At 64.7% G+C, this 11838-nt stretch carries 10 protein-coding genes; all 10 read left to right on the top strand.

Translation table 11 applies throughout. From position 1 onward, the window contains the following. Positions 1-16: 16 nt before the first annotated feature. Entirely contained in the window at positions 17-694 is a 678-nt protein-coding gene (locus tag VF168_00380; GenBank protein HEX7002631.1) for an SOS response-associated peptidase, read from the top strand. Between the two features lie 109 nt (positions 695-803). After that, on the top strand, positions 804-1772 hold the full coding sequence (locus VF168_00375; GenBank protein ID HEX7002630.1) for a hypothetical protein: 969 nt from the start codon (positions 804-806) through the stop codon (positions 1770-1772). Positions 1773-2003: 231 nt separating this feature from the next. Beyond that, on the top strand, positions 2004-3044 hold the full coding sequence (locus tag VF168_00370) for a LacI family DNA-binding transcriptional regulator (GenBank protein HEX7002629.1): 1041 nt from the start codon (positions 2004-2006) through the stop codon (positions 3042-3044). A 38-nt stretch (positions 3045-3082) separates the two neighbouring features. Then, positions 3083-4417: an extracellular solute-binding protein gene (locus VF168_00365; protein HEX7002628.1), complete on the top strand. Its 1335-nt coding sequence runs from the start codon at positions 3083-3085 to the stop codon at positions 4415-4417. A gap of 42 nt (positions 4418-4459) precedes the next feature. Then, a complete protein-coding gene (locus VF168_00360) occupies positions 4460-5734 on the top strand; it encodes a sugar ABC transporter permease (GenBank protein HEX7002627.1) in 1275 nt (424 codons plus the stop codon). Further along, complete coding sequence (locus VF168_00355; protein HEX7002626.1) at positions 5734-7002, top strand: carbohydrate ABC transporter permease; 1269 nt, start codon at positions 5734-5736, stop codon at positions 7000-7002. The genes VF168_00360 and VF168_00355 overlap by 1 nt, the downstream gene beginning before the upstream one ends. Beyond that, positions 6999-8330 carry a trehalase family glycosidase gene (locus tag VF168_00350; protein HEX7002625.1) on the top strand — a complete coding sequence of 444 codons (1332 nt, stop codon included), beginning with the start codon at positions 6999-7001 and terminating at the stop codon, positions 8328-8330. The genes VF168_00355 and VF168_00350 overlap by 4 nt, the downstream gene beginning before the upstream one ends. Before the next feature lie 34 nt (positions 8331-8364). Further along, positions 8365-9456: a zinc-binding alcohol dehydrogenase gene (locus VF168_00345; protein HEX7002624.1), complete on the top strand. Its 1092-nt coding sequence runs from the start codon at positions 8365-8367 to the stop codon at positions 9454-9456. An 8-nt stretch (positions 9457-9464) separates the two neighbouring features. Next, positions 9465-10409 carry a Gfo/Idh/MocA family oxidoreductase gene (locus VF168_00340; GenBank protein ID HEX7002623.1) on the top strand — a complete coding sequence of 315 codons (945 nt, stop codon included), beginning with the start codon at positions 9465-9467 and terminating at the stop codon, positions 10407-10409. Beyond that, positions 10406-11836, top strand: a complete 1431-nt coding sequence (locus VF168_00335; GenBank protein ID HEX7002622.1) for an alpha-glucosidase/alpha-galactosidase — start codon at positions 10406-10408, stop codon at positions 11834-11836. Before VF168_00340 ends, VF168_00335 begins: the two co-directional genes overlap by 4 nt. The last annotated feature ends 2 nt before the right edge of the window (positions 11837-11838 follow it).

Here is an 11838-nt window from a genome sequence, read left to right as displayed (position 1 = left end):
GTCCTATACTCGGCTCATGTGCGGACGATACGCGATAAGCCATACGGCGGGAGACCTGCAGTCGCTGTTCGACGTTGTCAACCCCGAGGATTTCTCCGTCGAACCGCGCTACAACGTCGCGCCCACCCAACTCGTCCCGATGGTCTTCCGCAACCGTGAAGGCGAACGATCGGCAGGGAACGCGCGCTGGGGACTCATACCGGGATGGGTGAAGAGCCCCGGGGAGTGGAAGGCCTCGACGTTCAACGCGCGCAGCGAGGAGGCCGGGTCGAAGCCGACTTTCCGGAACGCCTTCAGACGAGGACGGGTGCTGATCCCCGCCAGCGGTTTCTACGAGTGGAAGCGTGAGGGCAGCAGCAAGACCCCGTATCACATCCGCAAGAAGAGCGGGGAACCGCTGGCGTTCGCAGGTCTGATGGACATCTGGCGGGACAGGGAGAGCGGCGAGCGGCTCGTCTCCTGCACGATCCTCACGACCGCCTCCGCGGGACCGGTGGAAGAGCTGCACAACCGGATGCCGGTCATGGTCGCCAAGGAGGAGTTCGACACCTGGCTGTCGGGCGACGATCCCGAAACGGCCCTGAAGGAGGTCCTGGCCAAGGCTCCTCTGGACGACATCGAGCTCTATCCCGTGTCGCCGGCGGTGAACAACACCCGTAACGACGATCCCAGTTTCGTGACTCCCCTCGCCTGAAGTGTGTCGGCCGATCGTGGGCCAGGCGGCCGGTTGTACCTGTTCGCCCCCGCTCCCGGAGTTAGCAGGCTAAGAGTTCTGTGACAAGCCGTCTGAGATGGTCGACGACATGAGCCGACCATCCCACGTCATGCGCACCGTTACCCTCCTTGCTCTCCTGACGCCGTTCGGTTTCGCTCAGACCCATCCCCGCGCGATCGAGTTGTTCGAGTCGAGCGCCGAGATCCTCTTCGCGGGAGAGGAGATAGAGCTGCCCGCCGCGATGTCGATGAACATCTCTACGCGCCAGTTCACCGAAGGGTCGCCCGCCATGCTGCAGTCCGTGGCGTTCGACTGGACCCGGCAAGCGATGCGAGTCCGCAGCTGCTTCGACTCCGAGCTGGTCTTCGACTCGGTGTTCGAGGGTGGCACCGTCACGAGCTGGGACTCGTACAGCGGAGAGGTCACCCAGACTCCGATGGCCGATGGGCAGCTGCAAGAGTTGCTGGATGGGTTCCTGAACGATCCGGGTGCGCTGTTCGAGGGGGTCGAGTCGTCGATGATGAGTTACGACGGCCATGTCGACTACGGGGTACTCAGCGGGGAGCAGGTAACGGTCGACTACGACGGTTTCCAGCTCCTGGACAGCGTGCCGGCGATCGACGAGGTGGGGATGATCTTCGCCACCGACGGAGTGTGGCTCGGTCAGGTCATCCATACGGAACAGGGCACCCTCCTCGCGGTGCAAGACGGCATCATCTCGACCGATATAGGACCGAGCCTTCGCGGCATGACGGTTTACCAGCCCGACGAGAACGGCGTGATGCAGGAGAGCTTCCGGATGAGGATCTGGAATGTCAGGGGTCACGACTCGCTCGGAGAGGAGTGGTTCTCCCTCGACCATCTCCGGAGGGCTCAGTCGAACGCCGATCGGCGCGATGAGCTGAGCCGACGTCTCGATGAGCTGGCAGAACGGATAGCCGAGGGAGATCCCGCGGATCCCGAGCTCGCCACCCTGACCGATGAACTGGAAGCGATCCACGAGCAGTTCATGGCTAGTCTCGAGCCCGCACCGATACCTTGCCCTGAACCGTTCTAGGCTGCTTAGTCGGGCTCGGCGGGGTAGCGGCCGAGGAACTCGGCTATCGCCTCGAAGTCCGCCTCGGAACTGAGGCGGCCTATTCTAGTGCTGCACGTGGAGCCTCCGGTGCCCCTTGACTCGAAGGCGGGCGATGCTCCACACTGTATCCACCAACAGGCTGTAAACGTTTACGTGCCATCCGGGCAAGAACGCAGGCGCTTTGGATCCTGATAGCGAGAGCAGGGGCGAGTGGCCAAGCGGAGCGCGACAATTCTGGATGTAGCCAACGCTGCGGGCGTCTCGACAGCCACCGTTTCGAGAGTCCTCAACGGTGGCAGAGCTTCGGAGGCGGCGAGAGCCGCGGTCGAGCGGGCAGTGGCTGAACTGAACTACCGCCGCAATGACCTGGCGCGTGGGCTCGTAACCGGCAGGACCGGCGTTATCGGGGTGCTAATCCCGGACGTCATCGGCCCACTCTACGCGCAGATGGCCCGGGGGATCGAGGACGTGCTCGAACCTCTTGGCATGCACTACATGATGGTGACCGACAACCGCAGCCTCGAGCAGGAAGCCGCTGCACTCGAACTGCTACTCGCCCGCCAGGTGGACGCCCTCGTCCTCATCGGAAGCCAACTCGAGCCGAGGCGGCTGGAGGCGCTTCTACGAGGTGGCCCCGCCACCGTCCTCGTCCAACGTGAGCTGCCAACCGACGCCGATGATTTCACGACCCTTGCCATCGACAACCGTGCTGGCGTTGCGGCCTCCGTCGATCACCTGGTGGCTCTCGGCCACACCCGGATCGCTCACATCGCCGGGATAAGACGCGACGGGGTAGAGCGACGGCAGAGCTTCATCGAGCTGGTGGGGGATCGCGGCCTCCAGCCCGCCGCGCTCGTGGAGAGCGACTCCAGAGAGGAGAGTGGACGCGAAGCGGCGCAGAGGATCTTCGGCACAGTCTCGGCCACTGCCGTCGTCTGCACCAACGACAGGGTGGCAGTCGGTGTCTATCGAGCCGCTCGCGAGCGCGGCCTGTCCATACCGGCGGACCTGGCGGTGGTGGGGTTCGACGACCTCCCCTGGTCGGCTTACCTCGACCCGCCGCTCACGACCGTACGCCAACCGGCGCGAACCATGGGCCGCGAGGCGGCCAGGCGAGTATTAGCTGCTCTGGCGGGTGAAGACGAGGTCCAGCGCATCGTCGTCGCTCCCCGCCTGATCGAACGCGAGTCCAGTCGGGGGTTGGCCCGTTCCCAGGGAGGTGAGACGAATCCGAGCGTAAGAGTCAGATAACGATCCGTGAGCGACCGAGCACTCAAGGAGGCAGCAGAATGAAGACCATCCGAACCGCGGTACTACTACTCCTGCTATTCGGCCTCGCACAGGCGCAGCAGATAACCCTGTGGACGACCGAGGAGCAGCCGGAACGCCTGGAGATCCAGAATCGGATCGCTTCCGATTTCGAAGCGCAGACGGGGATCGGCGTCGAGGTGGTGCCTGTGACCGAGAGCGCGATGGGCGAGCGCGCGACAGCCGCCTTCGCGGCGGGAGAGTTGCCCGACGTCATCTTCCACCCCCTCTCCCGGACCATCGGCTGGGCTCAGGAAGGCATACTCGATACCTTCGCCGCCACCGATGTCGTCCTCGATCTGGGCGAGGATACCTTCGTAGAGGGCTCCCTCGACCTGGTCGCATTCCAGGGCGGATACGCGGCTGTTCCCCACAGCGGCTGGACCCAGTTGCTGCTCTATCGGGCCGATCTTTTCGAAGAACACGGCCTGGAGCCGCCCACCAGTTACGAGGCGATCCGCGAGGCGATAGACGTGCTGCACGATCCACCCGAGATGTACGGTTTCGTCGCCGCCACCGATCCCAACGAGGACTACATGATGCAGGTCTTCGAGCACATCGCCCTGGCCAACGGCGTCCGTCTGGTGGACGAAGAGGGCAATGTCACCCTGGACAGCGAAGCGATGGTCGAGACCCTGGAGTTCTACAAGGATCTGGTGGAGGCCAGCCCGCCAGGAAACCTCTACTGGCAGCAGTCACGGGAACTCTACTTCGCCGGCGACGCCGCGATGATCATCTGGTCGCCGTTCATCCTCGATGAGCTCGCCGGTTTACGCGATGAGGTCCCGGTCGTCTTCAACGCCGAGACCGAGGGTGCGAGCCTGGCCGACCGAACTGGCATCGTGTCACAGATCTCCGGTCCTTCGAATCCTGAAGGCGCCGGCTGGGCCGACATGCGCTACTACGGCATAACGATCGATGCCGATCTGGAGGCCGCCAAGCAGTTCGTCGAGTACTCGATGAGCGAAGGGTATGTCGACACCCTGTCGATAGCGCCCGAAGGCACCTTCCCGCTGCGGCGCGGCCCTGATCCGGGCTCGAGGGAGTTCGTCGAGCAGTGGTCGCAGCTGGACGTGGGCGTTTCCTCGCGAGCTCCTCTGGCCGAAGTCTTCGAGGAGGAGGTCATCAACGACATAGTTGCGGGACTGGAGAACGCCGACCGCTGGGGTTACAGCCAGGGTCAGGGAGCCCTGGTGTCGTCGCTCTACGGCACCCGTGTGATCTCCGAACTCGTCCGCGAATTCATCGACGGGGAACGGAGCGCTCAGGAGACGGCCCAACTCATGCAGCAGGAGGTCGCGGCGCTACAGCAGTAGCTTCGTCGGTGGGACGTCAACACGTCCCACCGGTACGCTCATATGGCCCGAGAACGACGAATCCGAGGTGGACTGGAGGCGCGCGAGCGGAGGCTCGCCTTGCTGATGCTGGCGCCCGCCTTCACCATCGTGTTCCTTGTCGTGCTCTTCCCGGTGCTGGCCAACTTCTGGATCAGCCTCAAGGAGGTTCGGCTGGGCGACCTGAGGGCACCGACCGCCGTACTGCGAGAACGTGTGGTCAGCGAGCCCGAGGAACCGGGGGACCACTTCGTCCTCAACTACCTGCTGAGGAACAGCAGCCCGCGTGGGCCGATCACGAATGTTCGGATCGACGCCACCCTCCCACCCGGACTCGAACCGGTCGCCATCGACGAACGATGCCGCGTCGAAGCCGGAGCACTCAGCTGCGACTTGGGCCGCTGGGAGGGAGGGCACATCGGCAGACTCGAACTCGAGTTCCTCGCGGGACCCGATTTTTTCGAGGCCCAGCTCGACGAGCGCTCGCCCACCGACGCCCACATAAGCGGACGCCCGATCGGCGTGCTGGGAAGCCTCGACTTCACTCTGGAGAATTTCCGCCACGTCCTCAGCGGTAGCGAGTTCTGGCCGGCGTTCTGGGTGACTATCGTCTACACGGTGGGAGGTTCGGTCTTCTCGATCCTGCTGGGCCTTTTCGCCGCCCAACTGCTGAACGCGAGTTTCCCGGGCCAGGGCCTGCTGCGTGGCCTGTTCCTCTTCCCCTACATCGCCCCGGTGATCGCCGTCGCTTTCACCTGGGCCTTCTTTCTCGACCCGTTCAGTGGCAGCCTCAACCTCCTGGCCGTCGAGCACGGCATCTTCGACAGGCCTATATCCTTCCTCAGCCAGCGCAACGTGGATTTCAACCTCTTCGGCGTTGCGTTCGAAGTGCCACTGGCGCTCTCCACCGTCATCGCCTTCGAGGCGTGGCGTTATTTCCCTTTCGCCTTCCTCTTCATACTGGCCCGGTTCCAGGCGATGCCCAAGGACATGTTCGAGGCGGCAGAGGTCGACGGGGCGACTCCCTTCCAGCAGTTCCGCTGGGTGACTCTCCCGCAGTTGGTAGGCGTTCTCTCGACGCTCTTCCTGCTCAGGTTCATCTGGACATTCAACAAGTTCGATGACATATTCCTCCTTACCGGCGGAGCTGCAGGGACCGAAACTCTCACCATCCGCGTCTACGACTACGCCTTCGCCCAGGCGAACATCGGGGCGGGGGCGGCGACCGCCGTAATACTCTTCATCATCCTGGCGATCTTCATGGTGCTCTATTTCAAGTTCGTCCCCGAGGAGGCCTGATGCAGCGGGTGAGCTCAGCCGTGCCGGCAAGAAGCGGGAGAGGCATCGGGACCGGTCTCGTAGCGGCTGCCGTCGTGGGCGTCGCCTCGGCACTCACCACCGTGCTCGTGAGCGCCTTCCTGCTCTCCATTCTCACGCGTTTCGAACCGCGTTTGGAGTTGGGATGGCCGCTTCTCCTCGGCCTGGCCCTCGGTGCGGGCATCGGTATTTTCAGGCGAGGCAAGAACAGCAGTCGTGCGGCCACGCTCTCTCTCGGCCTTGCCGCTGCGCTCGTCTGGCTGTTGCTCAACGCTCTGGACCCGCTGGAGCTCGGCGCGGCCGGGCTGCACTGGAGCCTCGTTGCCGCGTTCGGGTCGATGCTGCTTGCGGCCCAGCTCACTCGCTACGGACTGAGGGATATCGACCTGAGCAACCTGCGGCGCGACAGACTCGAGGTGATACTGTTGCGGCTCCTGCGGGGCGCCGGCTTCGTGTTCTTCCTCACGATCGTCATCTTCCCCTTCTACTTCATGGTCGTCTCGAGCCTGAAGCCACGCGCCCTCTACCTGCAGGATCCCACGCTGCTCAGTGTCGACTTCGGTCGCGGGCTATCGGAGCTGCTCGTGGGCTACCGTGAGGTGCTAGTCAGGTTCGACTTCGCCCACTACATCCTCAACAGCACGACAGTTGCCCTGGCAACGGTCGTCATAACGCTCACGCTGGCGATCCTGGGGGCGTATGCCGTTACCAGGCTTCGTTTCCCCGGCCGCGGCGTGCTCTCCCGCAGCATCCTGCTCATCTACATGTTCCCGGCGATCGTGCTGGTCGTGCCCCTCTACAGCATCTTCACTCAGGTGGGCCTGCGCGACACCCTCTACGGCCTGCTGATCGTCTACCCGGCGACAACCATCCCCGTCGCCCTCTACATGCTCAGGAGCTATTTCCAGACTCTGCCGGCCGACCTCGAGGAGGCCGGGCTGATAGACGGCTGCACTCGCGCCGGCGTCATCTGGCGGATCACCTTGCCCCTCTCCCTGCCGGCGATCGCCTCGGTAGGACTGTATGTATTCATGATCGCCTGGAACGAGTTCCTCTTCGCGTTCATGTTCCTCGACTCGCCGGAACTCTTCACCCTGCCGCGCGGGATGGTCAACCTCAACTCGCAAGAGGTACCACGACAGTTCCTGATGGCCGGGGCGGTGATCGTGACGGTGCCGGTGATGGTGCTCTTCTTCTGGTTCGAAAGGTACCTCGTCGGCGGTCTCACGGCCGGCGGAGTGAAAGGATGAGCGTCACGAGCGAAGGGCTCGCTCTCGACGGTCACGAACGTAACCGGTTGATAGGCGAGGCCCGTGCGCTGCTGAGGCGGAACCATACCGGTCGCTTCACCAAGCCGAGCCTGGGCCAATACCCTCACCAATGGAACTGGGATTCGGCCTTCATCGTCTTCGGCCTCGATCGCCTCGACGCTGACCTGGCCCGAAGCGAGGTTCGTTCGCTCCTCGAGGCCCAATGGGAGAACGGGATGCTGCCCCATATCGTTTACTCGGAGGGCCACTCCGACTACTTCCCTACGCCCGAGTTCTGGGGCACCTCCGAACTCTCGGGTACGCCCCCCGTGGCCACTTCCGGGCTCACTCAGCCACCGGTGCTCGCGAGCGCGGTGCGGACGCTCGTCGAACATGCTGGCGACCAGCGGGAGGGTGATGAGTTCGCGAGGGATGTTTTCCCGGCGCTCCTTCGCTGGCACCGCTGGCTCCACGAGGTCCGTGCCGTCGACGGGCTGGTAGCGATCGTGCACCCCTGGGAGTCGGGCACCGACAACTCGACTCGGTTCCGGACACCCCTGGCCAATCTGGGGGAGGTGCGGGCACCAGAATTCGCGCGCCGTGACCAGACCCACGTGGCGGTAGGGGAACGCCCCGTCCAGGAGGACTACGACCGGTTCATGTACCTCATCGCCCGCTACCGGACGCTGGGGTGGGACTACGACACGCTTGTCGAGCACGCCCCCTTCCTGGTCCAGGATGTCCTCTTCAATTCCATCCTCCACGCTGCCGACGCCGACCTCATGTGGCTCGCCAGACGGCTCGGCGAACAGACCGACGAGCTGGAGAGTTGGCTGAACGACACCCGCGCTGCTTTCGACGAGCGCTTCTGGAACGAGGAGGCGGGCCTCTACTTCGATTACGACCTGCGGGCAGGGAAGCAGATCGAGGAGAGCACCTGCGCCACTTTCATGCCCCTCTACGCCGGTATAGCGGGCGAAAGACAGGCGGAGAGGCTCGTACGGCAGCATCTGCTCGATCCGGGGCAGTACGCTCCCGGTGACGGCAGCCGCTACCTGCTGCCCTCGGTCAGCAAGAGCAGCCCCTACTTCGAACCGCGTCGCTACTGGCGCGGGCCGATCTGGCTGAACGTCAACTGGCTGGTGGCGCGCGGTCTGGAGCGGTACGGTCACCACGAGCAGGCCAGGCTGCTGCGCGAGCACAGCATCGAGCTGGTGAGCCGCTCCGGGTTCGTCGAGTACTACGACCCGAGGGACGGGACGGCCTGCGGCGCCGCCGGTTTCTCCTGGAGCGCCGCCCTCGCCGTCGATATGCTGCTGTCAACGTGATTCTCACCGATCGATGGCGGACCGAGGACAGTGCGTGGCCCAGTTAGTTTCCCTCCTGGGCCCCCGCCAGGTGGTACTGGAGGAGGTGCCCGATGCTCCGCTCGCCCGCGGGCAGGTGCGGGTTCGGACCCTCTACTCGGGAATCAGTGCGGGGACCGAACTCACGGCTTACCGGGGAACCAACCCATATCTCCATAAGAGGTGGGACCAGCAGATGCGGCTCTTCCAGGGGGGTGGTCTGGCGAGCGAGTCGTACCCGTTACGCAGTTGGGGGTATGAGGAGGTGGGGAAGGTGGTCGAGCTCGGCCCCGGAGTCGAACCTGGCCGAGAGTCCCTGGCGCCTGAGTTGGGCGCAGTGGTGTACGGAACCTGGGGCCACCGCAGCACAGCCGTACTCGACGGCCAGTACGCCTTCGGACGACTCCTCCCCCAGGGGCTCGAGCCCATCCTCGGGATCTTTTCCCACATCGGTTCAATCGCCCTGAACGGCATCCACGACGCAAACCCGAGGGTGGGCGAAACGGTTGCCGTATTCGGTCTGGGTGTCCTGGGCCAGATCGTCGCTCAGCTGGCGAAAGCGGCGGGCGCTCGGGTGATCGGGGTCGACCTGGATGGCAGCCGGCTAAGGCTCGCCCGAGAGGGTGGCGCGGTGGACGCCGCACTGGACGCAACCGAAGGCGGCGTGGCCGTGCGGGTCAAGGAACTCACCGGCGGCCGAGGCGCGGACGTGACGATCGAGGTGAGCGGCTCGGCTGCCGCCCTCCACGACGCCATCCGCGCCACGGCCTACTCGGCTCGGACAGTTGCGATGGGGTTCTACCAGGGTGGGGCAGAAGAGCTCTTCCTGGGCGAGGAGTTCCACCACAACCGCATCGAGCTCCGCTGCTCCCAGATATCCGGTGTGGCGCCGGAGCTAAGCGGCCGTTGGGATCGGCTTCGCCTGGCTTCTACCGTCATGCGGCTGCAGCTCGAGCGGGTATTGCGACTCGAACAGCTGATCTCCCGGGTGGTTCCGGCCGAGAGCGCCGCCGAGGCGTACAGGCAGTTGGATGAGCAGCCGGGCAAGGCGCTCCAGGTAGTGCTCGACTTCACCGCCGGTTCTGAAGATCGCAGGGACACGACGTGAGGATCGCCATGATAGGGGCTGGCGGGATCGCCGCCCGTCACCTCGAGGCGCTCGGCAAAGAACCCGGCGTCGAGATCGCAGGCCACCTTGCGAGGCATCCCCAGAGCGCCCGCGGTGCGGCCTCGCGCTGGGGCGGCAGGCCGTTCGAAAGCCTGGACGACTTGCTGGCCGACGGCGACCTCGACGCCGTCTGGGTTACGGTGCCACCCCACGCCCATGGCGAGATCGAACTCGCCCTCATCGAACGACGTATCCCCATGTTCGTGGAGAAGCCGCTCTCGGCCGACAGAGAGACAGCCCGTCGGATCGCCCGCGCCGTCGAGGAGTCCGGCCTGGTGACGGCAGTCGGCTACCAGTGGCGAGCCCTCGATACCCTCCCTCGACTTCGCGAGGCACTCAAGGAGCGGCCGGCCAGGATGGTATCGGGCAGTTGGCAGGGATCGCTCCCTGAGCCCGGCTGGTGGCGGCGGGTGGAGCTGAGCGGTGGCCAGATGGTCGAGCAGGCTACGCATCTATTCGACCTGGCCCGCTATCTGCTCGGGGAAGCCACTGTCCTCCATGCCGCGGTCGGTGACAACGAGCGCTCCGACTTTCCCGAGGCGAACGTCGCTGTCGCCGCGGCGGCTACCCTCCGCTTCCAAGGCGGTGCGCTCGGGAACTTCACCGCTACCAGCCTCCTTCCTTGGACGGGCTTCGTTGGGCTCCAGTTGATCTGCCAAGGGCTACTCGTGACGCTCACGCGGGAGAGTGTCATCTACTCTGACGCGAAGGGGCGCCGCGAGGAGATCACGGGGAACGACCCGTTCGAAGCGGTGGACCGGGCGTTCCTGCAGGCCGTAGGAGCCGGCGATCCGTCGCTCGTCCACAGCAGTTACGCTGATGCGATGAAGACCCACGAGCTCGTATTAGATGTTGCCGAAGCAGCGGGGGAACATGGGAGTGGAGAGCGATGACCAAGATCAGTTTCATCGGAGCCGGCAGTACCGTTTTCGCGAAGACCCTGATCGGCGACATCCTCAGCTACCCGGAGTTGGCGGGCTCGCAGATATGCCTGTTCGACATCGACGATAAGCGGCTGGAGAACTCCCTGGCGCTGGGCCGGCGGGTCGCCCAGCGGCTGGGCGTGGAGGCCGACATCCGCATCACCACCGACCGGGAGCGAGCCCTGGAGGGAGCGGATTACGCGATAAACATGATCCAGGTTGGCGGCTATCGCCCAGCAACGGTCATCGACTTCGAGATCCCCAAACGCTACGGCCTGCGCCAGACGATCGGCGACACCCTGGGCATCGGCGGGATAATGCGTGCGCTCCGAACCATCCCGGTGCTCCTCGAGATGCAGCGCGACATGGAGAGGCTCTGCCCCGACGTGCTGCACATAAACTACGTGAACCCTATGGCGATGAACTGCTGGGCGCTCTCCAGGGCCGGCTCGATAGCCACCGTCGGACTGTGCCACAGCGTTCCGCACACGGCCGCTCTACTGGCCAGGGACATCGGCGTGCCGCTCGCGGAGATCGATTACCTTGTCGCCGGCATAAACCACCTGGCCTTCTTCCTCCGCTTCGAGAAGGACGGCATTGACCTCTACCCCGAGATCCGCCGGGTCCTCGCCGAGCAGCGCGTCCCGGACAGCAACCGCACGCGATACGAGCTGCTGCGACAGTTCGGCTACTTCGTCACCGAATCGAGCGAGCACCTCAGCGAGTACGTTCCCTGGTTCATCAAGCGCGACCACCCCGAACTGCTCGAGCGCTTCAACATCCCGCTCGACGAGTACCTGGGGCGCTGCCAGCTCTACGAGGTGTTCTGGGAGTACCTCGAGGATGAACTGGCCCGACCCGGTTCCCGGGACGCTGAGGATCTCCGAGCGGACCTGCGCAGCCGCGAGATCGAGGTGATGCCTGGCCAGGCGGAGTACATGGTGCGGGAGTTCGCCACCCTCGACGAGCCACGTCGCAGCCAGGAGTACGGCGCCGCCATCATCCACTCCGTCGAGACCGGGGCTCCGCGCGTGGTCTACGGCAACGTGCCCAACGGAGGGTCGATCGAGAACCTGCCGAGGGATTGCTGTGTGGAGGTTCCTTGCCTGGTCGATGGGAACGGAGTCCAACCCACGAGGATCGGCGCGCTCCCGCCGCAGCTGGCTGCCCTGATCCAGACGAACGTCAACGTCCAGTCGCTGACGGTAGAGGCGCTGCTCAGCGGGAACCGTGAGCACGTCTACCACGCTGCCATGCTCGATCCGCACACCGCCGCCGAACTGACGCTGGACGAGATCAGGGAGATGGTGGACGACCTGCTCGAGGCGCACGCCCAGTGGCTACCCGAGGAGTGGGGCGGGCGGCACTACCCGAGCGTGGGTCTGGTGGGTGGCTGAGC

Source organism: Trueperaceae bacterium (assembly GCA_036381595.1).
Lineage (GTDB): Bacteria > Deinococcota > Deinococci > Deinococcales > Trueperaceae > DASVCN01.
The sequence above is the reverse complement of the archived record's forward strand: the minus strand, read 5'-3'. Positions and strand labels throughout refer to the sequence as shown.

Coding starts and splice junctions, on each gene's coding strand:
- VF168_00355 (HEX7002626.1), top strand. CDS start 5,734: ATGCAGCGGGTGAGCTCAGCCGTGCCGGCAAGAAGCGGGAGAGGCATC.
- VF168_00380 (HEX7002631.1), top strand. CDS start 17: ATGTGCGGACGATACGCGATAAGCCATACGGCGGGAGACCTGCAGTCG.
- VF168_00375 (HEX7002630.1), top strand. CDS start 804: ATGAGCCGACCATCCCACGTCATGCGCACCGTTACCCTCCTTGCTCTC.
- VF168_00350 (HEX7002625.1), top strand. CDS start 6,999: ATGAGCGTCACGAGCGAAGGGCTCGCTCTCGACGGTCACGAACGTAAC.
- VF168_00365 (HEX7002628.1), top strand. CDS start 3,083: ATGAAGACCATCCGAACCGCGGTACTACTACTCCTGCTATTCGGCCTC.
- VF168_00360 (HEX7002627.1), top strand. CDS start 4,460: ATGGCCCGAGAACGACGAATCCGAGGTGGACTGGAGGCGCGCGAGCGG.
- VF168_00340 (HEX7002623.1), top strand. CDS start 9,465: ATGATAGGGGCTGGCGGGATCGCCGCCCGTCACCTCGAGGCGCTCGGC.
- VF168_00335 (HEX7002622.1), top strand. CDS start 10,406: ATGACCAAGATCAGTTTCATCGGAGCCGGCAGTACCGTTTTCGCGAAG.